Genomic DNA, 25099 nt, shown 5'->3' on the forward strand with positions numbered 1-25099 from the left:
GGAGGCACGCGTTCCGGCGGGTTGCCGGGGCGGGCCGAGCCCGCCGCGCGAAGATCACACCGGCGGCGTGCTTTTCCGGTTCCCCCCGGGCTTCCCCGGCTTCCCGCGCCGACACCCCACCACTGCCACTCCGGAGGGCCACACGAGACGGATCAGCCGCGAGACCATCCTGAGGACGGCGACCTTCTGGCTCCGCCCGGCGTTCGCGCTGCGCGTGGTCAGCCGGTTCCAGCGGCTCGTGGGCTTCGACCGCTCGATGGCCCTGGCCTCCGCCGCGCTGACGGCCCTGGTGCCCCTGGCCGTCCTGTGCAGCGCGCTCGTGGTCCACCTGGGCGGCAAGGACGCCGCCGAACGCGTCATCGACCGCTACGGCCTCACCGGAGGCGGCGCCGAAGCCGTGCGCGACATGCTCTCCCCGGCGAGCGAGTGGAGCAGCACCGCGGGGATCTTCGGGCTCGCCTTCCTCCTCGTCTCGGTGCTGAGCTTCGCGCGGGCCGCCCAGCGGCTGTTCGAGCAGGGCTGGGAGCTGGAGCCGCTGAGCGTGCGCAACACCGTCAACGGCCTCAAGTGGATCGCGCTGCTGGCCGCGTACGCCGCACTGAGCGGCTGGGTCCACGCCGCTCTCGGCCGCCGACCGCTGGAACTGGCGGCGGCCGTGGTGGAGGCGCCGCTGACGGCGGTCTTCCTCGTCTGGGGCGGCCGGCTGCTGTCCGCGGGCAGGATCCCCCGGTCCGCCCTCGTGCCGTTCGGGTGCATCGGGGCGACCCTGCTGTCCGGCTACTCGGTGGCCATGAGCGTCTACCTGCCCCGCCTCTTCAACTCCAGCACGGACCGCTACGGCGCGATCGGGGCGGTCTTCGCCATGCTCTCGGCCCTGTTCGGGGCCATGCTCGCGACCGTGGCCTCGGCGGCGATCGGACGGGAGGTGCAGGACGAACTCGACCGGATCGGGCGCGGCGAGCGCCCTCCGGACGACGAGGTCCGCCAGCAGTGGGACACGGTGCTGCGACTGGCGCGCTCGCGCTGGCAGACGACCCGCGGCCAGAGCCTCCTGGGCCGGCTGAGGAGGCGCTGAGCACCCGACGGGCGGCCGGCCGGCGCGTAGCCGTCCCGGGCCCGTGACCCGCACGCGGCGGTTCCGGCAGTTCTGTGTCAGAGGCGCGGGGCAGCGGTGCCCGGCGCCTGAGGAACGCCCTCGGTCCGCTCCCGGGCCGCCATCACGTCCTCGCCGTGTTCGAAGGCCCAGGCGCCGAACGCCTCGATCGGCTCCAGCAGCGTCCGCCCCAGCCCGGTGAGGGAGTACTCCACGCGCGGCGGCGACCCGGCGTACGCGCGGCGCTCCACCAGGCCGTTGAACTGGAGCCGGCGCAGCGTCTCCGTCAGCACCTTGGGGCTGATCCCGCCGATCCGCTCGCGCAGGTCGCCGGGGCGCGCGGGCGCCTCGCGCAGCGCCCACACCACCACCGCGTTCCAGGTGTTGGCGAGCAGGTCGAAGGCGAGCCGGGCACGGCAGTCGGCGAGGAAGTCCTGATCAGTGGTCACTTACCAGATGGTGCCCGAGCCGCTTCCTACTGTGGTCCCGGTTTTCGACGGACGGACGGAACCCACAGGAGGCTGGACATGATGAGGATCGGAATCGTCGGTACGGGCACCATGGCGCGGGTGCTGGGCACCCGATGGTCGCGGGCCGGACACGACGTCCTGGTGGGCGGGCGGGACGTCGAGCGCGCCGCCGCGCTGGCGGAGCGGATCGGCGCGCGGGCGGGGACCCTGCGGGACGCGGCCCGGTACGGCCGGGACGCCGTGCTGCTGGCGGTGCCGTACGCGGCGGCGGCCGGCGTGGCGGCGGGGCTGGGCGACGCCGTACGGGGCCGGACGCTGATCGACTGCACCAACCCGGTGGTGGCGGGGTTCGTCCTGGAGACGGCGGGCGGGCCTTCGGCGGCCGAGCGCATCGCGGCGGCGGCGCCCGGGGCGTCGGTGGTCAAGGCGTTCAACCTCTGCCACGAGAGCGTGTGGGGGTTGACGCCGCCGGTCTTCGACGGCCGGCCCCTCGCGGTACCGGTGTGCGGGGACGACGAGGTGGCGCTGGAGACGGTGCGGGGACTCGTGCGTGATCTCGGCTGCGTGCCGGTCAACGGGGGAGGACTCCACCGCGCGGGTCTGCTGGAGGCGACGGCGGCTTTCCTGATCGGGCTGTGGGTGGGGGAGGGGGTGGACGCGCAGGCGATCGCGCCGCCGCTGGAGTACGCGGGGGTCCACGCCTCCTGAGCGGTTCTCTGGTCGCGCCCATCGCCCGGGTGGGCGAGGGGCGCGGGGGTGGGGCGGTTAGGCGTGGTGGTCGAATTCGCCGGCCTTGAGGGCATGGAGGAGGGAGGCCAGGGCGGTGGGGGTCGTGCGGAGGACGAGGTGCCCCTCGTCGGACTCGCGGAGTTCGACCGCTCCGGCGACCGTGCGGACCTCCACACACTCGTTGTTTGCGGCGCTGTAGCTGGACTTCTGCCAATCAGAACTACGCATATGTGCGGTTCACATCCTCCATGACGGATCGAATGAAATCACGTGATCCTTCTTCGGAGAGTGCTGTCGAGTCCAGGCGAGCGAAGATCGCCCGGTGCTTGGCCAGGTCCGCTGGGGAGTCGAAGAAGAGTGCACCTTGGGCGACGTCCATCTGGATGGTGTCCAACTCGCGGACGGGACCTTCAGCGAACGTGAGGTTCTCGCCGGAGCCGGGGAAGGTGTCGACGGCGAAGGGCACGACGCGGACCGAGATGCCGGGCTGCTCTGAATCGTCGAGCAGCGAGCCGAGTTGGTCGACGAGGACCTTGAGACCACCGAACTGCATCCGCAGTGCGGCCTCGTGGATGAACACCTGGAGAGGAATCGCGCCCGAGCGAACGACCTCTTGTCGCTTGATTCGGAAGGCTGTCCTGGTCTCGATGTCTTGAGGGGGCAGCGGAGGGAAGATCCGGGCAAACACGGCCGAGGCGTAGCCGCTGGTCTGCAACAGGCCGGGTACGTAGGTGGTCGTGCAGATCGTCAGCCGCTTGGCGCGGTTCTCAAGCTCTGCAACCTCAAGGAAGTCGATGGTGAGGGTGCCACGGTACTTCTCCCACCATCCCTTCTCCCGCTCCAGTGCCATGTCAACGAGGGCGTTGATCAGCGGCTGGTTGACGCAGTTGCAGGCCGAGGCCAGGGTCCGCAAGCGCTCGGGGCTGACGCCGATCTTCGCCTTCTCCATCTGCGTCATTTGGCCGGGGCTGATGCCGAGAGTGCGGGCGAGCTGGCTGCCGCCGAGCTCGGCTTGCTCCCGCATTCTCCGCAGCTCAGCGCCAAGCCGCCGTTGACGGAGGGTCGGATTGGAGCGAAGGGGCATGGCTTCCTCTCTGGCGGTGCTGGGGTCAGTGTGCCGCGCTGTCGGCGTGCAGGTCCATCTGAGAGCCACACGATAGAGCGAATTTATAGGCGTTGGCCTAAAAACTCAGGAACGGGTGCGCTACGGTCGATCTCAGTACCCGATCCGACGGATCGTCAGTAACGCCTGCTAGCAAGCACCGCAGAACAGCCACGTCCATCTCCACCGGCCTGGCTCACGGCGACACATGTTCCGCCGGTTCTTCCCCTCACTCACGCCTCGGGAGAACTCCCATGCGTCACATCAACACCCCCACCATCGCCATCGCCCGTCAGAGCCTCCACCGCACCATGACGGGCGTCGGCTGGGCCCCGTCCGTGATCTTCGACGCGCAGCTCGCCCTGTGCGAGCTCCTCGTCAACGCCTGGCGGCACGGGGACACCCCCGCCCCGCTCGTCCAGGTCATCTCCACCAACGGCAACCTCCACGTCTCGGTCACGGACCAGAGCCCGATCCTTCCCACCACCCCGCCGCTGTCCCTCCTCGCCGAGTCCGGCCGGGGCCTCCAGCTGGTCGAGGCCCTCACCCACCGCTGGGGCGTGGAGCCCCACGAGCGCGCCAAGTCCGTCTGGTTCGAGCTGGACGGTGCCGCGTGAGGGCCCGGCGCCACCCGATGCTGCCGACCGACCCCCGGATCCGGCACTACACCGACGACCACATCCGCACCCTGCTCACCGAAGTCCAAGAGCGGGGGCGGAAGTTCGGCCTGATCTTCCCCTCCGCCGCCACCGACCAGACCCTCGACGGCCGCGTCCTCGTCCGCTTCAACACCGCGCCCGCGTCAACTCTCCTCAACCTCCTCGTCCTGCTCCTCGACGCGGAACGGGACTTCTCGTGAGGTATCTGATCGGGACGGCCTTCGCCGCCCTCCTCACCCTCGCCGGCGCGATCGCCGCCCTGGGCGTCGTCACCGCCCTGCGCACGACCCCGCCCGACGAGGACACCTGACCCGCCGGCCCCCGTCCCGCACCGGGCACGGACGGAGCACCCGCGGAGACGCCGCCACCAACCCGGCATCATCCCGGCCCTGCTGCGATCGAGCGGTACCGAACCGTCAGAAACGGGACTCGACCTCCTCTGGGACCGGCCCCCGCATGGTGGTACTGGGTTCACCATGGATGCGGATACAAGATCCATGGCGGACCCGGGTTGACGTGCTCTAACGTCGAGCCATGACGATTCCACCCCGGTTGGGGCGCCTGGCACGGCGGGCGCGACGGGACACCGGCTTCCTGGCCACGGGTGTCCCGGTGCACCTGGCGCTGGTGCCCGTGTGGGCCTGGGGCGCGACGACCACGGCCAGGACGGGGAACTGGGCGCTCACGCTCCCGGTGTCCGTCGCCCTGGTCCTGAGCGGCGTCCCGGTGCTGACGATGGTCCAGCGGTACCGGCACCGGGCGCTGCTCGGGGTGGACATCCGTCGCTCGGCGCCCGTGCCGCAGCGGTGGTCGCCGACCACGGCCCTGCGGTGGCTCTCCTCGCCGCGCGCCTGGCGCCAGGTCGGCTACCACCTGCTGCTGGGCCCGCTGGTGGCCTTGTCGGAGCTGTTGGTGCTGGTGGTGGCGGCGGCGGGGCTGGCGGGCGCCACCGGGTACGGCTGGGTGTGGGCGCTGCCGGTCGGGGTGCGGCGCGACTGGTTAGGCTGGGCGACGCTGATGCCGTGCTACACCGTGCTCGGCCTCTTCCTGCTGTCCCTCCTGCCCTGGCTCGCCGGAGTGGTGGCCCTGGCGGAGTCGCGCTCCGCCGCGGCGCTGCTCGGCCCGAGCCGGGCCGATCGGCTCCAGGAGCGGGTCGCGTACCTGGCGGGCAGCCGCACCGACCTGATCGAGGCGGTCGACGCCGAGCGCCGCCGGATCGAGCGCGACCTGCACGACGGCACCCAGCAGCGGCTGGTCTCGCTGGCGGTCAACCTGGGACTGGCCATGGCCACCCGCCCCGACCTGCCGGGCGAGGCCCGTGAGGCGCTGGCGGAAGCGCACCTGGAGGCGAAGGCGGCGATCGACGAACTCAACGATCTGGTACGCGGGTTGCACCCGGCGGTGCTCGAAGACCGGGGCCTGGACGCGGCGCTGTCCGGACTGGCCGCCCGGGTTCCGCTGCCGGTGCGCCTTCGGGTCGAGCTGCCGGAACGGGCGGTGCCCGCCGTGGAGTCGGTCGCGTACTTCGTGATCTCCGAGGCGCTGACGAACGTGACCAAGCACGCCGGCGCCTCGCGGGTCGAGGTGACGGTCCGACGGGTCGGGACGGTCCTGCGGGTGAACGTCACCGACGACGGGCTGGGCGGCGCCGACCCCTCCGGTGGTACGGGGCTGAGCGGGCTGGCCAAGCGGGTGGGCTCCGTCGACGGTGTCTTCCGGCTCAGCAGCCCCGTCGGGGGACCGACGAGCGTGATGGTGGAGTTGCCGTGCGCGCGGTGATCGCCGAGGACTCGGTGCTGTTGCGGGTCGGCCTGGTCAAGGTGCTGGAGATGGGCGGCTTCCAGGTCGTCGCGGAAGTCGGCGACGCGGAAGCGCTGTTGGCCGCCGTCGAGGAGCACCAGCCCGAACTCGCCCTGGTGGACGTCCGGATGCCGCCCACCTTCACCGACGAGGGCGTGCGGGCGGCCACGGTGATCCGCCGCGACCGGCCGCGCACGGCGGTGGTCCTGCTCTCGCAGTACGTGGAGGAGCGGTACGCCGCCGACCTGTTGGCGACCAACACGAGCGGAGTGGGCTACCTGCTCAAGCAACGCGTGGCCGACGTCCAGGACTTCGCGGCAGCCGTACGGCGGGTGGCCGAGGGGGGAACGGCGCTGGACCCCCAGGTCGTCGCCCAACTCCTGCTCCGCCGCAGCGACCCCCTGGCCGCCCTGACCCCGCGCGAGCGGGAGGTACTGGCCCTGATGGCGGAGGGCCGCTCCAACGCCGGCATCGCCGAGGCGCTGACGGTCAGCGAGAGCGCGGTGGCCAAGCACATCAACAACATCCTCGCCAAACTCGACCTGCCGGTGGCCGACGCGGACCACCGCCGGGTGCTCGCCGTGCTGCGCTTCCTGGGCGCCTCCGGGGGCTGAACCCCCGGGGGCACGCCTGCCGTCAGCACGGCGACGGGCTCGAACCCGGGCGGGAAGTCCGCCTGATCGTCACGGAGTCGGCCGACGTGCCGCCCGCCCTGAAACCGGGGGTCGAGGGGTTCCCGGTGCGGTGACCGGGACGGTCCACCGTGATCGGAAGGTGGCTCGCGGGACGATCGCACACGCAACTGCTGGTATTACTGGGGGCATGGAGGAAGAGACGGCACGTTCCGCGATCGACACGTTCATCTCCGCGTTCAACGCCTCGGACGACAGCTATGTGACGGCCCTGCTCTCCCAGGCCCTCACGTCGGACGTGGTCTTCTGGGGGCCGCTGGGGCGCAGCGAAGGAATCGCGGCGGTCGAGCGGTTCGTGCTGGACCTCCGGCGCCACCCGGCGGGACCCGGCACGATGGCGCGCTGCTCGGCGGTGGACATGCCCGGCGAGTGGGCCCGGTACCAGTGGGTCTTCACCACGCCGGACGGCGGCCCCAGCCTGGCGGGAACGGACGTCGTCCATCTGCGGCGCAGCCTCATCGACCAGGTCATCGTCTTCGCGGGGGAGATCGGGCCCTCCGCCTCCTGAGACCGCCGAAGTACAGCGTCAGGGCGGTCCCGACCCACCTGCTCTTCAAGAACGGCAAGACCGCCCAGGACTACCGGTTCGCCGCCGAGCTCCTCACCCACGTGGTCTTCGCCGACCCCACGAACACCGGCGCCCGCGGCCTCCAGGCCGACATCCTCGAACAGCTCGGCTACCAGGCCGAGAGCGGCCCCTGGCGCAACTTCTACCTCGCCGCCGCCAACGAACTGCGCGTGCGCCCGGCGGACAGCCCCGTCACCCTGCCCTCGCCGCAGATCATCACCCCTCCGGTCCTCGCCGCGATGCCGCTGGACATGCTCTTCGACTACCTCGGCATCCGCCTCAACGGGCCGAACGCCGCCGGGCAGCCCCTGACCATCGGCCTCACCGTCACCGGCGGCATCCCGGACGACCCCGCCACCTACACCCTGCGCGTGCGCAACGGCGTCCTCGTCCAGTACCCCGGCACCCTCGAACCCGCCACCGCCGACGCCGTCTACGGCATCACCCGTGACGGCCTCAACCGGCTCGCCATCGCCGCCGCCACCCCCGACCAGCTCCTCGACGACGGCTCCCTCACCGTCACCAGCGGCACCATCGACCCGCTCAACACGCTCAACGGCCTCCTCGACACCTTCGAGTACTGGTTCGGCCTCACCACCCCCTGAACCAGCCCGCGGGTCCTGCCTTCTCCCCGCACCGGCGGGGAGAAGGCAGGACCCGCAGCAACATCTGAGCCGCCCAGGCCCGCCCCCGTTCCGCCCGCCCCGCCGCCCCGGCTCGGAATCGCGGTGATGCCGGCAATCGGGGGGATGCCCGAAGAGGTCCCGGAGGCCGGGGAGCGGGCGCACCGCCCGGCTCATCGCCGCCGAGCGCCGACGGAGCCGACATCGCCACTGCCCCCTGTCCCAGCTCACTGGTCGGCAAGGACCCGTGTCGAAGAATCCACCGGAGCCGATGTGGCATCACCTGTGTAGGTGGGTGCGCGGAGGTGCCAGAACCTTCACCGAGTACGTTCGCCCACCGGCTCCCGTAACTGTCGCGGCCACTCCTCCCGAGGCCTGGGATGCCTCCGGATGTAGTGCACCGCCCCGGACTTGTCCGGTGCGTCTCGCCGCCGCCTGCGAGTCTGCCGATGCTGCACGCTTACAGGGGTGTCACTTATGGTAGTTGGTTCCCCGCTGTCCGTATTTTCTCTGTGATCTATGACACGGAAGACCAATTGTCTCTTTATCTGTCTACTGACTACCCGGTATATCTGTCGGCGTTTCATTTGCCTCTCCTTGACCACCTGGTGGGTAACGAGTGCTGCGCCGCCCTCTGGCAGTTCTGCTGGCCATGACCCTGATCGTCCTCGGGACAGCGGAGGGAACGGCCTTCGCCGAGACCCTGCTGCGCCGGGCCGCCGACACCGCGCCCGCCGACCCTGGCCCGCGCCCCAAGCAGCAGCAGGGCAGCGCCGATGGCCTGAGCCATGCCGCGACCACCGCTGCCACCAGTGCAGAGGACGGCTCGGGGCACTCGGACACGACCCCCGCGCCGGGTGAACTACCCGAGGACAAGGCCGCCTCGGCCCCCGCCCAGAACCTCGCGCCCCAGCCCGTAGAGCTGCCTGCCTCCGAGGCCAAGGTCGTCGACAACTCCGCCGTCCCGCAGGCCGGCAAGGCCGGCCCGGCCAAGGGCTTCGACGTCGCCACCAGCAAGGAACTCCCCGAGAAGCGCACCGCACAGCAGCGGACCTTCCAGAACGCCGACGGGACCTTCACCACTCGTAGCTACACCGAACCGGTCAACTTCCGTCGCTCTAACGGTTCCTGGGCCGCGATCGACACCACCCTGATACCGGCCGGCACCGCCACCGCCGGCCGTGCCGCCCCCGTCCAGAACGCCTGGACCACCACCGCCACCGAGCAGCAGCTCAAGCTCGGCCTCACCGCCGACGCCGACCCGCTCGTCCAGCTCCAGCTCGGGGACGGTCTCTTCGTCGGTTACCGCCTCCAGGACGCCGCCCCCGCTCAGGGCACCGCCCAGGGCAGCACCGTCACCTACCCGGACGCCCGCCCGCAGGCCGACGTGACGGTCCTCGCCGGAAGCTCCTCCTTCAAGGAGACGCTGGTACTCAAGGACGCCACCGCACCCACCGAGTGGGTCTTCCCGCTGCGCCTGCAGGGCGTGAGCGCCTCTCTCGATGCCGACGGCTCCGTTCACTTCACCGACGCCGCCGGCGCCCTGCGCGGACGCATGCCCGCCGGCTGGATGCAGGACTCCGCCTTCGCCCCCAACACCGAGGAAGGCGTGATCACCGGCGGCGTCGCCTACGAGCTGGTCCAGCTGCCCGCCGGCGGCCAGGCTCTCAAGGTCAAACTGGACGAGGCCTGGCTGCACGCCCCCGAACGCGTCTACCCGGTCAAGGTCGATCCGTCGCTCTCCCGCGTCCTGGCCACCGAGAGCACCTACGCCTACTCCCCGTACAACCAGGACTTCTCCGGCGACACCATCCTCAAGGCCGGCACCAACGACGGCGGCAAGCACCAGGCCGCCTCGTTCATCCGCTTCCGCGGCATCGAGGACTCCCTGAGCAACGCCAACATCCTCAGCGCCCGCCTGAACGTGTACAACGCCTGGTCCTACAGCTGCACCCCGCGCACCGTGACCGTCCACCAGATCACCTCCGACTGGTCGCCCGGCTCCGTACGCGCCATGCCCGGCCCTTCGACCGGCGGCGCGTTGGCCGCCCCCTCCTTCGCCCATGGCTGGCGGCCGAACTCCACCAGCGCTTGGGCCTGCCCGCAGGACTGGGAGCCGATCGACCTCGGCGCCGACGGCCGCAACCTGGTCAACTCCTGGACCCACCACTGGACTCCGAACTACGGCCTCGCCCTCAAGACCGACGTGTGGGACTCCATGTCCTGGAAGCAGTTCGGCAGCGCCAACATGCCCGGCGGCCAGCCCTCTCTGGACGTCACCTGGTCCCGATACGGCGCGGACTACGAACTCCTTGGCCTCCAGCAGCCGGTGACCGCCACCCAGGAGGGCATCGTCCGCCTGCGCGTGTGGAACCGTGGCATGGACACCTGGACGCCTACCAACAACTACAAGATGTCGTACCTGCTGGCCGACCAGTGGAACAACAGCATCACCGACTACGGAACCAACATCGCCTGGACGTCCATGCCCCACGACGTCCCGCCGGGTGGCAGCGCCGTGATCGACGCGCGCATCCGCGCCCTCCCACAGGGCACCTACTTCGTCGCATTCACCATGGACCAGTACCAGGTCAGCAACTTCTGGAACGACGCCGGGGTGCCCCCGGTCACCATCCAGATCTCCTCCGTCAACGTCCCCCCGCACATCACCCGCCTCGCCCCGCCCTCGGGCGCGGTCGTCTACCAGCTCCAGCCCACCCTCACCGCCGAGGGCGTGGACCCCGACCGTTCTCCCTTCCCCGAACCGGACTACAGGTTCCAGGTCTGCCGGATCGTCGGCAGTGACGCCGGCGTCGACTGCAAGCAGACCGACTGGCTCAAGCGCCAGCCCCGCTTCGTCGTCCCGCCCGGCTGGCTGACCTGGAACGAGCAGTACGCCTGGTACGCCAAGGTCGGCGACGGTCAAACGGACAGTCCTTGGACCGCGGCCTCCTACATCCGCACCGTCCTGCCCCAGCCCAACCAGTACACCACCGCCGCCGACGCCGGACGCAGCGTCAACACCGCGGTCGGCAACTACACCACCGCCGCCACCGACGCCGCGCTGCCCGTCGTCGGACCTGAGCTGTCCGTCACCCGCAGCTACAACTCCCTCGACCCGCGCACCGACGGCGCCTTCGGCGCCGGCTGGTCCACCCCCTGGGACATGCGCATCCAGGCCGAGTCCAGCAACTGGCTCGCACTGCCCGGCAACGTGCTGCTCACCGCCTCCAACGGCTCGCGCGCCCGCTTCGGCTGGGACCCGGGCAAGAACGCCTACGTGCCCGGCAGCGGAATGGCCGCCGACCTGCGCAAGGCCGACGGCGGCGGCTGGACGCTCACCGACCGCGCCGGCAAGACCCATACCTTCGGCGCCGACGGCAGGCTCACCCGCATCACCGACCCGGCAGGCCACACCCAGGACCTCGTCTACGCCTCCGGCCTCCTCGTCCAGGTCAAGGACACCGCCTCCGGCCGCTACCTGAACCTCAACTGGACCGGCAACCACGTCACCTCCGTGACCGCCGTCGGCTCCAGCGGCGGCTGGACCTACCAGTACGACGGCGACCGGCTCACCAAGGTCTGCCCGCCCGGCGTCGCACTCGCCGCCGCCACCGGCTGCACCGTCTACGACTACGGCACCGGCTCGCGCTACCGCACCGCCGTGCGTGACGCCGGCCCCTCCGGCTACTGGCGTCTCGGTCAGGCCGACGGCAGCTCCCTCACCAACGACGCACAGGTCAGCGACCGCTCTCCGGCCGAGGGCCGGGACGTCACCTGGGGAGCCGACGGCGCGCTGGGTGCCAGCGGCAGCCAGGCGGTCACCTTCAACGGCCGCTCCACCTCCTACGTCGAGCTGCCCAACCGCGCCATCAGCGCCTCGGTCAACCGCAGCGTCGAGCTGTGGTTCCGCACCGCCGCGCCCGGTGTCATCCTCACCTACCAGAACCGCGCCATGGGCGAAGACCCGTACAACGTGGTCCCGGCGCTGTACGTCGGCTCCGACAACAAGCTGCGCGGCAAGTTCAACAGTCCGAACGCCCCCGTCACCAGCACCAAGAACGTCACCGACAACACCTGGCACCACGTCGTGCTGTCCGGTGCCCGTGACAACACCGCGATGTTCCTCGACGGCGAGCTGGTCGGCACCACGCCCGGTGACATCGACCACCTCAACATGGACCGCGCCTACCTCGGCGGCGGCTACACCGGCGGCTGGCCCGAGGGCAACGGCGGCTGGTCCTGGTTCACCGGCCAGATCGACGAAGCCGCGATCTACGACTCCCCGCTCACTGAGCAGACCGTCGCCGAGCACTACGCCCTGCGCACCGGCAGCGCCCAGCTCACGAAGACCACCCTGCCCAGCGGTCGTACCAGCGCTCAGATCGCCTACGACGCCACCACCGAACGCGTCACCAAGGTCACCGACGCCGCCAGCGGCGACTGGAAGGTCTCCGAACCGACCTACAGCGGCGGCTCCTTCCTCTACAGCAACGCCGTCAAGGCCTCTGATCCGGCCGGATACTGGCGCCTGGGCGAACGCGAGGGCGCCACCGCGGCCAGCGAGGTCGGCAACGGCCTGACCGGCACCTACGGCGACGGCATCGCCAAGAAGGCCCCCGGCGTCTTCGCACCCACCGACGACACCGCCGCCCGCTTCGACGGCTCCGCCAAGTCCCAGATCGAGATCCCGCAGGACGTGCTGCACGCCAAGACCGATCTCGCCGTCGAGCTCTGGTTCAACACCACCACCCCGGGCGTCCTGATCGGCGACCAGAGCCAGGCGATCGACAACCCCGCCGGCCCCGGCGGCACCTGGACCCCGGTCATGTACATCGGGGCCGACCGCAAGCTGCGCGGCCGCTTCTACGGCAGCGCCCAGACCTTCGCCGCCTCACCGCGGGAAGTCACCGACGGCGCCTGGCACCACGCCGTCCTTTCCGTCCAGGGCACCGCCCAGACCCTGTATCTCGACGGCCAGATCGTCGGCGTCCAGAACGGCACCGTCGACCACCAGCAGAACAGCCACACCTACATCGGCGCCGGCTACGCCCGCTACTGGCCCGAACCACCCGCCGACACCAGCCACTTCACCGGCACCATCGACGAGGTCGCCCTCTACCAGCACCCGCTCGGCGAAAGCGACGTCGTCGCCCACTACCGCGCCCGCAGCGTCCAGGTCGGCGGCCAGGGCATCGGCTACCGCGGCTCCGTCGTCGCCGACTCGCCCGGCGGCTACTGGCGCCTGGACGAGACCGGCGGCACCACCGCCGCCAGCGAGGTCGCCGCGATCAAGGGCAACGGCACCTACGCGCCCGCCGCCAAACCCGGCACCACCGGCGTCTTCGGCCCGGGCGACAACCGCGCCGCCGAGTTCAACGGCACCGCCTCCTCCTACATCGACCTGCCCACCCCGATCCTCCAGACCAAGACCGACATCGCCGCTGAACTCTGGTTCCGCACCAGCGGTCCCGGCGTCCTACTGAACGTCCAAAGCGAACCGATGGGGGCGACCCCCTTCAACACCGTGCCAGTGCTGTACGTCGGATCCGACGGCAAGCTCCGCGGCGCAATGAACGGGATCAGCACCGACCCGATCGCCTCCGCCGGGGCCGTCACCGACGGCTCCTGGCACTACGCGGCGATCAGCGCATCCCAGGGCACCCAGTCGCTCTACCTGGACGGCAGCCTGGTCGGCACGGTCTCCGGGACCGTCAACCACCTCAACATGACCCGCACCTACCTGGGCGGCGGTTACGTCGGCAGTTGGCCCGGCGGCAACGGCGGCTGGTCCTGGCTGACCGGCCAGATCGACGAGGTCGCCCTCTACCAGCACCCGCTGACCGCCGAGCGTATCGCCGCCCACTACCAAGGGCGCTCCGCCTCCTCGGCCACCGAACTCGCCTCTCGCGTCACCCTCACCGACCCGGCCGGCAACACCACCACCGACATCCACGACGCCACCCGAGGCAACCGCCTCATCTCCCGCACCGACGAGGCCGGCAACACCACCAGCTACACCTACGACACCGGCGGCTTCGTCCACACCGTCACCGACCCCAACGGCCACTCCACAGTCAGCGGCCAGGACGCCCGCGGCAACACCGTCTCCGTGACCACCTGCCGCGACGTCAACTCCTGCTGGACCTCCTACACCAGCTACCACTACGACCCCGCCAACCCGCGCGACCCGCGCAACGACAAGCCCACCGAGACCCGCGACGCCCGCTCCGCCGGCCCCGGCGACACCACCTACCGCACCACCGTCGCCTACAACGCCCTCGGCCTGCCCGAGTCCACCACCCGCCCCGACGGGCGTACCACCCGCGTCACCTACACCACCGGCACCGAACCCGCCCACAGCGGCGGCACCACCCCGGCCGGGCTGCTCGCCAGCGAGACCACCGCTGCCGGAGCCGTCACCAGCTACACCTACTACTCCTCCGGAGACCTGGCCCGCACCGCCCTGCCCAGCGGCCTCACCCTCACCTATGGCTACAACGCCGCCGGCCGCAGGATCTGGACCACCGAGACCTCCGATGCCCAGCCCACCGGAGTCACCACCACCTACGGCTACGACGAGCTCGGCCGCCAGGTCGCCCAGACCGGCCCCAAGGTCACCGACGCCGTCAGCGGCGACACCCATCAGACCAAGACCACCGTCACCTTCGACGCCGACGGCCGTCCGACCGGCAGCGCCACCGCCGACATCACCGGCACCGACGGCACCCGCACCGCCACCAGCAGCTACGACAGCGCCGGCCGGGTGGAAAGCGACACCGATGCGATGGGCGGCGTCACCCGCTACGGCTACGACGCGCTCAGCCGCCGCACATCCGTCACCGACCCGCTCGGTCAGGTCACCCGCTACACCTACACCCCGCGCAGCCAGCCGGCGACCACCGTCGTCGAAGGCTGGAACGGCGACGGCAAGGGCTCCCGCGACCTGACCGTCGAGTCCCGAGCCTACGACCCCGCCGGCCGCCTGGCCTCCAGCACCGACGCCATGGGAGCCGTCACCAGCTACACCTACTTCGACGACGGCCTGCCCGCCACCGTCACCGCCCAGAACGTCACCCGGGCCGACGGCACCACCCGCTCGATCGTCCTGGAATCCGACGAGTACGACGGCGCCGGCCACCTCGTGAAGCAGACCACCGGCGGCGGCCGCACCACCGCCGTGCGCACCATCGACCCGTCCGGACGCGTCACCCAGACCGTCCTCGACCCGGCCGGCCTGGGCCGCACCACCACCCTCGGCTACGACGCCGACGACCGCGTCACCACCAGCGCCCTCAAGGTCAGCGACACCGAGAACAGCGTCCAGACCAACACCTACGACACCGCCGGCCGCCTGACCCGCAGCCAGACCGCCTCCTCCACCGGCGGCCCCACCGCCGTCAGCACCTTCAGCTACGACCAGCGCGGCCTGCTCACCGCCACCACCTCGCCCAACGGCAACGCGCCCGGCGCCGACCCGGCCGCCTACACCACCACCTACCAGTACGACACCCTCGGGCGGCAGACCGGTACCACCGCGCCGCTGGTCGCCGCCGAGAGCGGGGGAGCGGCCGCCACCACGGTGCGCCCGACCACCGCCACCGGCTACAACGCCTTCGGTGAGGCCGTATCAGCCAAGGACCCGCTCGGCCAGGTCAGCAAGATCGCCATCGACCAGCTCGGCCGCATCACCGAGACCCGCCTGCCCTCCTACACCCCGCCCGGCGCCACCACCGCGCTCACCGCCGTCAGCCGCATCGAATACGACAAGCTCTCCCGCGTCAGCGCCACCACCGACCCGCTCGGACGACGCACCACCTTCGGCTACGACCGCCTCGACCACCAGATCCAGCGCGTCGACCCCAACTCTCCCGGCGGACTCCAGCCCCCGATCGACGGCAACCCGCCCACCTGGACCTCCACCTGGACGCCCACCGGCCTCCAACTGTCCGCCACCGACCCACTCGGCGCCCGCACCGAGGCCACCTACGACCAGCTCGGCCGCACCCTCACCACGACCGTGATCGAGCGCCAGCCCACCCTCCAGAACCTGACCACCAAGCTCACCTGGGACGACGCCGGCAACCTCACCAACCTCACCACCCCGTCCGGCAGCACCAGCAGCGCCACCCACAACCCCGCCGGCCAGGTACTCACCAGTACCGACCCCGCCGGACGCGTCAGCAAGGCCGACTACGACGGCCTCGGCCGCACCGTGCGCGCCACCGCCCCCCTCGGCGAGTCCGTACGCACCCGCTACGACGCCCTCGGCAACCCCGCTGCCACCGACAACCTCGACCCCGCCGGCACCGTGCTGCGCACCACCACCGCCACCTACGACCTGGAAGGCCAGGTCCTCACCAGCACCAGCCCCACCACCGGCGCCGTCACCAGCACCGCCTACGACGCCCTGGGCCGCCCGGTCAAACTCATCGAACCGGTGGCCGCCGGCCAGAGCATCACCACCACCTTCGGCTACGACGCCACCGGGAACCGCACCCGCCTCACCGATGGCAAGGGCAATACCACCGTCTACACCTTCAACACCTGGGGCCTGCCCGAGTCCACCGTCGAGCCCTCCACCGCGGCCCACCCGGCTACGGCCGACCGCACCTGGACCACCGCCTACGACGCGGCCGGCCAGGCCGTACGCAGCACCGAGCCGGGCGGCGTCGTGCGCACCAGTACGTACGACCCGCTCGGACGCCTGGCGCACGAGAGCGGCACCGGCGCGGAAACCGGTACCACCGACCGGGAGCTGGCCTACGACAAGGCAGGACACCTGATCCGGCACAACTCCTCGTCCCTGAACGGCCAGAACTACGCGTACAACGACCGCGGCCTGCTCACCAAGGCCGGTACCGACCTGGCGGCGGCCACCCAGACCTGGGAGTACGACGCCGACGGACGCGTCACCAGGCGCTGGGACAAGGACACCGACCTGACGCTCTTCGGCTACCAGACGGACGGCCGGCTCGACTGGGCCAACAACCCCAAGCTGAAGACCAAGAACCGGTACGGCTACGACGGCGACGGCCGCCTGAGCAAGCAGTCGTACATCCAGGCGGATCCGGTCGACGCGGCCAAGGACACGGTGATGTCCGAGCGGCGCCTGGGCTACGACCCGCTCGGCCGTCTCTCCGGTGACCAACTGGTGGCCGTCGGCGGCGCCGGTACCCCGCTGGCCGGTACCGCCTACGAGTACGACCTCGACGACCGCCTGACCCGCAAGACCGTCAGCGGCGGTGCCACCGACCCGGTCAAGGACAGCCGCTACGGCTACGACCTGGCCGACCGCCTCACGTCCTGGACCGCCGACGGCACCGCCACGGCGTACGAGTGGGACGCCGCAGGAAACCGCACTCGCAACGGCACCGCCACCGCCTCCTACGACGAACGCAACCGACTCCTCGCGGACGGCACCAGCACCTACCGCTACACCGCGCGCGGCACCCTGGCCGCCGTCACCACCGGGACCAAGCAGGACGCCCTCGCCTACGACGCCTTCGGACGCCTGATTACCGAGGGCACCACCAGCTACACCTACGACGGCCTCGACCGCGTCACCAGCCGGGGCGCCACCCGCTTCAGCTACGACGGCGGCTCCAACAACCTGACCGGCGACGGCACCTGGACCTACGCCCGCGACACCGCCGGCAACCTGCTCGGCGCCGGCAATGCCACCAGCAGCGTGCGCCTGCGCACCGACCAGCACACCGACGTCACCACCACCCTCGACACCAACGGCACCACCGTCACCGGCACCACCACCTACGACCCCTTCGGCAAGCCCATTGTTACCAGCGGCACCGGAACCAGCCTCGGCTACCAGAGCGGCTGGACCGACCCCAGCACCGGCGACGTCAACATGGCCGCCCGCTGGTACCGCCCCGGCACCGGCGGCTTCACCAGCCGCGACTCCTACCTGCTGAACCCCAGCCCCTCCGTCCAGGCCAACCGTTACACCTACGCCAACGGCAGCCCGCTGAACGGCACCGACCCGACGGGGCACGACAAGATCGCGAACTCCGGTGGCGCCGGCTCGGCCGGTGGTGGCGGATACGTCAGGCCTGCCCCCGCCCCCGCCGCCGCTGAGCGGGCACCCGCGAACAACGGCAACCAGGGCATTCAGTGGGGCAGCGGCAAGTTCAACGGCTCCATCACCATCAAGCCGGGCAAGCCCCGGGCCTCCCAGGCCTACGCCGACCAGCTCAACACGTACACCGGGAAGGCCCCAACCCAGAACAGCTTCACCGCCCCCTACACCAACCCGTCGGGCTACGTCGGGTACTACAGCGCGACATCGGACGGCTACTACGACCTCAGCGAGTACTGGCTGGAGAAGCGGGAGGCCCGGGAGCGCGCGAGGTCCAACTCTCCGTCGTCCTCTTCCTCACCGGGACCGTCCGGTCCCTCGGCCGAAGACCCCAGGATTCCCACGGGCCGCGGCCGCCCGCAGCCGTCGGACGGCAAGTGCACCACCTGCCGCCGGCCGACGTCGAACGCCCGCCCTGCCGTCTTCCATCCCGATCCCCCCAGGCCCCTGTTCGACCGGACCCGGCCCGCCGTCGAGCGTCCCGCCCTCCAACTCGACTGGACCCCGCGCGACCCCCGCGAGACCCTCAACGTCATCGCGGCCTCCTACAATGCCGCCGACCTCTCCGCCATGGTGGCGGTCCAGCCCAATGTCACCCCGAGCACGGAAGACGCCCCCGGCCCCCAGCCGGGCAACGGCACCGAACCAGCGAGGGGAGAAGAGCCCTGTGTCGATGGCCCAACGGACACTCCTCAGAATGCGCATGGGAACATCACGTACTTCCCTCGGGAGCGTTTCAAGCCCGGTCCTGACGGCTGCCGTGCAACTGGTGCGATCGGGGAGTTTTCAGGTCCTGAAGACATGGAGGATGGGACGGAAACGGCGTGGAAGAATACGCCACGGAGGCCTATGGTGGTACCCCCGGGATACTGGGACCTTACCGAAAAGCAACGGGCCAGGGGGCACTTGATGGGCAAGCAGTTCGGAGGCTCTGGAGATAATTTGAGAAATCTTGTGCCGCTATGGGATTATGCCAATGCCCCTGCCATGTGGACGGTGGAAATGGATATCGCTGGGGTAATAAAGAAGGGTGGACAGGGGGTTGTCTACAAGGTTGAAGTGGTCTATGCGGGGAAGGCCTCTGCCAGGCCTGTGGCAATTCATCTTGAGGCTCGCGGGTCTCTCGGCCTTAATGTGGACTGCCTGGTGATAAATGAGAGGAAGCGAAATAGGGATGACAATGAGGCGATCTGTGGATCTTACAATCTAGGATACTGAGATATGTCTGAATTTGATTTCCGCCAGTTGATTGGTGTGGAGCCTAGGTCTGGAAGGGTTCCACTCGAAGCTTGGGGTGAGATTGAAGCGTGGGCCGGCAGAAAGTTGCCGGTCGACTTTAAGGGGTTCGTTGAACTTTACGGGGGTGGGTTGATCAGGGGGCACCTGTTTGTGCCGCACCCGTGCGACGAGGAGTCGCTTCTTGAATTCATGAAGAGTGGCCGTCGGGCGTTCGAGAAGATTTTCCGATACTTTTCCGACGATTTGGGTGGGGAAGATTTCGACCCGGGGTCGGTGGTGCCATGGGCATATTCGAACTGGGATGGGGATCAATGTTTCTTTGTGCCAGCCGAGGGTTCCTCCTGGCGTATTCTCCTGGTGTTCCGTCAGTTGGTCAGTGTGCAGTTCTATGACGCGGGGTTCTCGGAGCTCGTAGCCGGGGTGATCGCCGGGACGGCGGTGCCCCCGGGATGGCCGAACATGGAGCCGGCATGGCGGCCGATTGACACCGCTCCGTAGACGAGCGGACATTCATTGAGACGATCACCTTCACCGGCCCCGAGGAGATCCTCGACGCAGTGCACCAGGTGTTCTCGGACGACTGGATGGGACTGCCCGTCTGGGCCCGCAACCTGGCGTTCCGGCTGGCCTGCCTCCAGCGCCCGGACGACCCGGCGCTACACCGCGAAGCCGCCGCAGACCTCCTATCCTTCGGGTCGGACTGGGACGACCAGGCCAATGCCATGTTCCAGCAGGCAGAAGCGTTGGAAGCTCGGCCGCCGTCAGCCGACGGGTGAGCGACGGCGCAGCGGTCCGGCAAGCAGCCGCGGGGCACCCTCGCCGGCCAGGTCGGCCCGACACCGATTCCCGTCGGAGGTGACGACACCCCCGGGCACTCGCCAAGATCACGATCTACCGCTGGACTACTACGTGCCGAATGACATGTACAGTCCCTACGATCAGAAGTGGCACAACATGGGTCAGTTCGCCCGGACCGAGCCAAGGCTCTGACATGGGCAGCGACGAGGCCGCGGGCACCGGCGTGATGATCGAGCTCGGGCGCCTTCTGTCGTGCATCGGTCCGACCCGTGGGGACGATTTCGACTGGGGTGACGTCGGGTCGGTCTAGGGCAGCCGCCTCCCATCCGACTACCGGCAGTTCGTAGAAAAGCTCGGACACGGCACCATCGAGCAGATGGTGGGCGTTCGTGGCCCGGCCACGAGCCCTGCGGAGCTGGTGGGTACGTGTGTGTCGCGTCTCCACGACTCCATGCTGGTCGACGACTCGGCGATCGACTGGTACGACACTGCCCAGGTGGGTCTGCACCGGCTGGAAGACATGCTTGTCTGGGGTGACACCGAGGCGGCGGACATTCTCTGCTGGATTGCTGCGGACCCGGATCCGGACCGGTGGCCGGTCGCGTTGTATTCGCGATTTCACGCCGCCTGGCTGGTATACAGCTGCGGAATGACCGAGTTCCTCCTCAGGCTCCTGCGCAACGAGTTCGAGGAATGGCCGCTGAGCGACGTAGGCCTCCGGACGATCTCCGATCCGCGTTTCCTGCATGACCGCGACGAGGAAACCGCTTGGGAACAAGGGATCAATCCTTGGGAGTGATCCACCGTCCGTGGCGGTGTCCGTCTGGCCACGAGCGAGAGCGCTGCGTTAGCTGACTGACCGGCCGGCGCCCTTGACGGTCCCGTCAACTCTCCCGCAGTCTCGGCCTGCGGTCTTGGCGGAACCTCGCGGACACGGGGAGGAGTCGCCGACCGCCGTGGTCGGCGGGCGGCCCGTCCGGGCCGCGGCCCACGACGCTTGCTCATCGGGCAGAACGTAGGCCTCGCCCATCTCCTGCCGCTGGCGGTGGAGGCCCTCCGGGGCGACCCACTGGCGGAAGGCGACATGTTCGAGGGCGATCTGCTGGCCGCGGTGCTCACCAGGAGTGCGGAGGTCTGGAGGGAGTTCCCCGAACTCGGGCGGGATGTCCGCCTGATCGTCTCGGAGTTGGCCGACGTGCCGCCCGCCCTGAAACGGGAGGTTGAGGGGTTCCTGGCCCGGTAGATCGCTTGACTCACGAGCGGTCGTGGGCCGGGGCGGGGCTGAGGACGGTTCCGCTGGCCCGGGTCGGGGCGGCGGCGCGTCAGGACGGGTGGACGAGGCGGGTTGCATAGGCGAAGACCACGGCCTGGATCCGGTCGCGGAGTTCGAGCTTGTGCAGGATGCGCCCCAGGTGGGACTTCACGGTCGCCTCCGCGAGGTGCAGGGTGGCCGCGATCTCGCTGTTGGACAGGCCGCAGCCCACCTGGACGAGCACCTCGCGTTCGCGGGTGCTGAGTCGGCCGAGTCGGCTCAGCCGCTCGTCGTGGTCGACGCCGACCGTGCCGGCCGTCCCGGCGGCGCCGGGGATGTGCGGGCGGACGTTCTCCAGCAGGCGGCGGGTGATCCGTGGGGAGAGCACCGCGTCGCCCGCGGCGACGTTGCGGATCGCGGTGAGCAGTTCCTCGGGCCGGGTGTTCTTCAGCAGGAAGCCCGACGCCCCGGCGTGGAGGCCGGCGAAGGCGTACTCGTCCAGGTCGAAGGTGGTGAGGATCAGCACCCTGCTCTGCGGGGAGGCCGCGACGACCTGCCGGGTCGCCTCGATCCCGTCCGTCCCGGGCATCCGGACGTCCATGAGGACGACGTCGGGGCGCAACTCCCGGGCGAGGCGTACGGCCTGCGCACCGTCCGCGGCCTCGCCGACCGGGGCCATGTCGGGCTGGGCGTCCAGGACCGTGGCGAAGGCCATGCGGAGCAGCGCCTCGTCGTCGGCGATCAGGATGCGGATCGTCATGCGGACGCCGCCCCGGCGCCGTCGAGGAACAGGCGGGTGCGGACTGCCCAGCCGCCGCCCGGAAGCGGCCCGGCCTCCAACGTCCCCCCGTAGGCGGCCGAGCGCTCGCGCATGCCGGGGATGCCGTGGCCGGACGGTGCGGCGGAGGGTGTGGCGGCGGCGGAGTGCGGCGGGTGGGGGCCGTTGTCGGTGACGTCCACGGTGACGCTCTCGAGCGAGCACTGGATGCGGACCGCCGCGCGGGTGCCGGCGGGTGTGTGCTTGAGGGTGTTGGTCAAGGCTTCCTGCACCAGGCGGTAGACGGTGAGTTGGGCGGTGGCGGGGATGTGGCCGTGGCCGCCGTGGACCTCCAGGCGGGTCGGCAGCCCGGCCGCGCACATCTGCTCGGCGAGGGCCTCCAACTGGGCGATGCCGGGCAGCGGGTGGCGCTGCGCGTCCGGTTCGTCGGTCCGCAGCACGCCCAGCGAGCGCCGCATGTCGGTCAGGGCCTGCCGGCCCGTCTCGGAGACCTGGAGCATCGCGGTGGTGGCCCGGTCGGGGGAGCGGTGCTGCGCGTAGACGGCGGCGTCGGTGAGCGCGACCATGACGGACAGGTTGTGGGTGACGATGTCGTGCATCTCCCGCGTGATGCGCGCCCTCTCCTCGGCGACGGCCAGCCGCGCCCGCTGCTCCCGCTCGTGCTCCAGGCGTGCGGCCCGTTCCTCCAGGGCCGCGAGGTAGGCGCGGCTGGTGCGCACGTTCACCCCGAGGACGGCGGTGGCGATGTTCATCGCGGTGACCGCGACGAACGGGGTCAGGAACGCGCCTTGCGTCGTCCAGCGCAGGCAGGCCAGCAGGACCCCCGCCTCCACGACGGCGGCGGCGACGAGCGCACCGCGCCGGCCCGAGCGCGCGGCCACGGTGTAGAGGGTCACCAACACGGCGAGGTCCGCCGGGAGTTGGACGTCCACCAGCCACTGGACGAAGGCCGCGGCCGCCACGACGGCGAACACCGCGAGCGGGGCCCGGCGCCGCCACAGCAGCGGCAGCGCGAGGGCGGCGGTGAGGGCCGCGGCCACCGGCAGTTCGTGCGGCGCGCGCGTGGTCAGGACGTTGAGGAGCAGGAGCGCCGGCAGCAGCGAGTCCCACACGACGGGCGGCAGCCGGGGGCCGCGGCGCCCGGCTGCCCGTACGATTCGCGCCGCTCGTGCGGCGGCCTGGTCGGCGTACGTCGTCAGCCGTGAGGCCGTCCGCGCCCACCGCGCCCGCACCCGGTCCCGCACCCGGTCCCGCACCTGCTGGAGTACCCGGCCCTGGTCCCGCTGGAGTACCCGATGGGCGTGGCCGGGTTCCGCGGCGGCCTCGGTCATCACTCGTCCCTGTCGGTTCGACGTCACGGCAGCGCCCAGGTCGGAGCCGCCACCGCGGAGGCGGCCCTGCCACCGTAGGCCGCGGGCCCCGCCCGGCACATGATCCCATCGTCGGACGGCACCGCAGCGGGATACGACCGCAGGAGGAGTCCCGCTACCTCCCGTGGTCGCAGCCCGGCCGCCGCTCCGGCGTGCTGGACTGCTGCCCCGGTCGTACGGCGACCCGCCGCGGATTGCGCCCCCGGGCGCAGACGACGGCGACCCGTGATCGATGCGGCGGCGCGCACCCGGCGCCGAGCATGGCCGGGTGACCGAGATCATGACGGGACCGCAGATGTCCCCCCTGGAAATCCTCGCCCTGCTGGGGGCCGTCGCGCTGGTGGTGGCGCGCTGGCTTCCCCCCGCCGCCCGCCCGCGCGTCACGGTCGCGGCGGCGGCGGTCCTCGTGCCGTCCACGATCGTGACGGCTGTGGTGGGGATCCGCTGGCAGCTGCTGCCGGTCCTGGCGGGCGCCGCCCTCGCGGCGCCGTTCGCCCTCGCACCCCTGCTGCGAGGCCGACGCCGCGGCGGCCGGCCGGCGTGGCGGGCGCGCTGGTGGCTGGCGCTGCCGGGATCGGTGGCCTGTGCCGCCCTGATCGCCACGGGCCCGGTGGCCGCCTGGGCCTTCCCCGTGCCCGTGTTCCCCGAACCGTCCGGCGAGTTCGCGGTCGGCACCCGCGTGGTGCAGTGGACCGACCCGCGCCGCCCCGAGACCTTCACCGCCGATCCGGGCGACCTGCGCACGGTCGTGGTCCAGCTCTGGTACCCCGCGCAGCACAGCCCCGCGGGCACGCGGCGGGCCCAGTACCTCGGGCGCACGGAGCAGGAGGCGCGCACCGTCTCCGAGGCCCTCGCCCGCGGAGTCGGCCTGCCGGGCTTCCTGGTCGACGGTGCCCCGCGCGCCCGCAGCCGTGCGGTCTTCGACGCCCCGCCGGCCACCGGCGGCCGGCGGTTCCCGGTCGTGCTGTTCTCACCCGGCTCGGGCGGGGTGCGCACCCAGAACACCGCCTGGGCGGAGGAACTCGCCAGCCACGGCTACGTGGTGGCCGCCCTCGACCACCCGTACGACTCCGCCGCCGTCGTCCTCGCCGACGGCCGGACGATCACCAGCGAGACCGCCTCCAGCGGCGACCCGGACAAGGACGAGGAACTGGCGGCCGGCTGGACGGCGGTCCGGGCCGCCGACCTCGGCTTCGTCCTCACCCGGCTGGACGCCGAGGCCCGGGGCGAGAGCGCCGGCCCGCTCACCGGGCGCCTGGACACCAGCCGGGTCGCGGTGGGCGGCCACTCCATGGGCGGCGCCGCCGCCCTCCAGGCGGCCCGGCAGGACGGCCGCTTCGCCGCCGTCATCGACCTGGACGGCTACCCCCACGGCCCCACCACGCCCGCCCTCCACCAGCCGACGCTCGCCCTCACCCAGGCCATCACCCCGGCAACCGACCCGCGCTACCCGCCCCGCCTCACCGAGGCGCTCACGGCGAATACCGCGACGAGCTACCGGCTCACCATCCCCGGCGCCGCCCACCTCACGTTCATGGACGGACCCCTCTACCTGCCGCCCGTGCCCTCGATCGTCGGCTCCCTGGGCCGCACCGAGAGCCCGCACGTCGTCGCCGCGGCCACCCTCGCCTTCCTGGACGCCGTTCTGCGGAACGGATCCGGCGACCCGGCCGGCGCCCTGCGGACCTACGGCGACCTCACCGTGCATCGCCCGGGCGACAGCCGCTGATCGGCCGCTCCGCGGCACGGAGGCGGCGTACGGCTGAGCCCCTCGCCCGGGGTGGGCGAGGGCGCGGTGGGGGGCTGTCAGCCGTGGTGGTCGAATTGGGG

General features: G+C 70.9%; 19 protein-coding genes. 14 read left to right on the plus strand and 5 right to left on the minus strand.

The genetic code is table 11. The annotated features are described in order from the left end of the window. The first annotated feature begins 67 nt into the window (after positions 1-67). Complete coding sequence (locus ACFWP2_RS11170; RefSeq protein ID WP_380450088.1) at positions 68-1075, plus strand: hypothetical protein; 1008 nt, start codon at positions 68-70, stop codon at positions 1073-1075. A 77-nt stretch (positions 1076-1152) separates the two neighbouring features. On the opposite strand, the gene ACFWP2_RS11175 is transcribed toward ACFWP2_RS11170, so the two are convergent. Continuing rightward, positions 1153-1542 carry a winged helix-turn-helix transcriptional regulator gene (locus ACFWP2_RS11175; RefSeq protein WP_380450089.1) on the minus strand — a complete coding sequence of 130 codons (390 nt, stop codon included), beginning with the start codon at positions 1540-1542 and terminating at the stop codon, positions 1153-1155. Positions 1543-1623: 81 nt separating this feature from the next. Between ACFWP2_RS11175 and ACFWP2_RS11180 the strand changes: the two genes are divergently transcribed. Beyond that, positions 1624-2271, plus strand: coding sequence for an NADPH-dependent F420 reductase (locus ACFWP2_RS11180; protein WP_380450180.1), 648 nt, complete (start codon positions 1624-1626; stop codon positions 2269-2271). Positions 2272-2328: 57 nt separating this feature from the next. Here ACFWP2_RS11180 and ACFWP2_RS11185 read toward each other — a convergent pair whose 3' ends face one another. Together ACFWP2_RS11185 and ACFWP2_RS11190 are read right to left on the minus strand one after the other, a co-directional pair. Then, on the minus strand, positions 2329-2520 hold the full coding sequence (locus tag ACFWP2_RS11185; RefSeq protein WP_380450090.1) for a DUF397 domain-containing protein: 192 nt from the start codon (positions 2518-2520) through the stop codon (positions 2329-2331). Continuing rightward, on the minus strand, positions 2513-3376 hold the full coding sequence (locus ACFWP2_RS11190) for a helix-turn-helix domain-containing protein (RefSeq protein WP_380450091.1): 864 nt from the start codon (positions 3374-3376) through the stop codon (positions 2513-2515). The genes ACFWP2_RS11185 and ACFWP2_RS11190 overlap by 8 nt, the downstream gene beginning before the upstream one ends. Before the next feature lie 272 nt (positions 3377-3648). On the opposite strand from ACFWP2_RS11190, the gene ACFWP2_RS11195 reads away from it, so the two are divergent. The 11 genes from ACFWP2_RS11195 to ACFWP2_RS11245 all read left to right on the plus strand — a co-directional run bounded on the left by ACFWP2_RS11195 (position 3649) and on the right by ACFWP2_RS11245 (position 21112). Then, positions 3649-4011: an ATP-binding protein gene (locus ACFWP2_RS11195; RefSeq protein WP_380450092.1), complete on the plus strand. Its 363-nt coding sequence runs from the start codon at positions 3649-3651 to the stop codon at positions 4009-4011. After that, the gene (locus tag ACFWP2_RS11200) at positions 4008-4253 is read left to right on the plus strand and encodes a hypothetical protein (RefSeq protein ID WP_380450093.1); all 246 of its coding nucleotides are present in this window, start codon (positions 4008-4010) and stop codon (positions 4251-4253) included. The genes ACFWP2_RS11195 and ACFWP2_RS11200 overlap by 4 nt, the downstream gene beginning before the upstream one ends. A gap of 334 nt (positions 4254-4587) precedes the next feature. Continuing rightward, positions 4588-5832 carry a sensor histidine kinase gene (locus ACFWP2_RS11205; RefSeq protein WP_380450094.1) on the plus strand — a complete coding sequence of 415 codons (1245 nt, stop codon included), beginning with the start codon at positions 4588-4590 and terminating at the stop codon, positions 5830-5832. After that, complete coding sequence (locus ACFWP2_RS11210) at positions 5820-6467, plus strand: response regulator (protein ID WP_380450095.1); 648 nt, start codon at positions 5820-5822, stop codon at positions 6465-6467. Before ACFWP2_RS11205 ends, ACFWP2_RS11210 begins: the two co-directional genes overlap by 13 nt. A 208-nt stretch (positions 6468-6675) precedes the next feature. Continuing rightward, complete coding sequence (locus ACFWP2_RS11215) at positions 6676-7053, plus strand: nuclear transport factor 2 family protein (protein ID WP_380450096.1); 378 nt, start codon at positions 6676-6678, stop codon at positions 7051-7053. A 38-nt stretch (positions 7054-7091) separates the two neighbouring features. Then, the gene (locus tag ACFWP2_RS11220; RefSeq protein WP_380450181.1) at positions 7092-7718 is read left to right on the plus strand and encodes an alkyl sulfatase C-terminal domain-containing protein; all 627 of its coding nucleotides are present in this window, start codon (positions 7092-7094) and stop codon (positions 7716-7718) included. A 670-nt stretch (positions 7719-8388) separates the two neighbouring features. Further along, positions 8389-19050 carry a LamG-like jellyroll fold domain-containing protein gene (locus ACFWP2_RS11225; RefSeq protein WP_380450097.1) on the plus strand — a complete coding sequence of 3554 codons (10662 nt, stop codon included), beginning with the start codon at positions 8389-8391 and terminating at the stop codon, positions 19048-19050. Positions 19051-19053: 3 nt separating this feature from the next. Next, positions 19054-19569, plus strand: coding sequence for a hypothetical protein (locus tag ACFWP2_RS11230; protein ID WP_380450098.1), 516 nt, complete (start codon positions 19054-19056; stop codon positions 19567-19569). Between the two features lie 59 nt (positions 19570-19628). Continuing rightward, entirely contained in the window at positions 19629-19847 is a 219-nt protein-coding gene (locus tag ACFWP2_RS11235; RefSeq protein WP_380450099.1) for a hypothetical protein, read from the plus strand. A 473-nt stretch (positions 19848-20320) separates the two neighbouring features. Next, positions 20321-20668, plus strand: a complete 348-nt coding sequence (locus ACFWP2_RS11240) for a hypothetical protein (RefSeq protein WP_380450100.1) — start codon at positions 20321-20323, stop codon at positions 20666-20668. A 198-nt stretch (positions 20669-20866) separates the two neighbouring features. Further along, complete coding sequence (locus ACFWP2_RS11245; RefSeq protein WP_380450101.1) at positions 20867-21112, plus strand: contact-dependent growth inhibition system immunity protein; 246 nt, start codon at positions 20867-20869, stop codon at positions 21110-21112. Positions 21113-21191: 79 nt separating this feature from the next. Here the strand turns inward: ACFWP2_RS11245 and ACFWP2_RS11250 are convergent, their stop codons facing one another. Both ACFWP2_RS11250 and ACFWP2_RS11255 read right to left on the minus strand, forming a co-directional pair. Further along, positions 21192-21881, minus strand: a complete 690-nt coding sequence (locus ACFWP2_RS11250) for a response regulator (protein WP_380450102.1) — start codon at positions 21879-21881, stop codon at positions 21192-21194. After that, positions 21878-23230, minus strand: coding sequence for a sensor histidine kinase (locus ACFWP2_RS11255; protein WP_380450103.1), 1353 nt, complete (start codon positions 23228-23230; stop codon positions 21878-21880). Before ACFWP2_RS11255 ends, ACFWP2_RS11250 begins: the two co-directional genes overlap by 4 nt. 271 nt (positions 23231-23501) lie before the next feature. Between ACFWP2_RS11255 and ACFWP2_RS11260 the strand changes: the two genes are divergently transcribed. Continuing rightward, positions 23502-24998, plus strand: coding sequence for an alpha/beta hydrolase family protein (locus ACFWP2_RS11260; RefSeq protein ID WP_380450104.1), 1497 nt, complete (start codon positions 23502-23504; stop codon positions 24996-24998). Positions 24999-25099: the final 101 nt, after the last annotated feature.

Source organism: Kitasatospora sp. NPDC058444, from assembly GCF_042721415.1.
In the GTDB taxonomy this organism is placed as follows: Bacteria; Actinomycetota; Actinomycetes; order Streptomycetales; family Streptomycetaceae; genus Kitasatospora.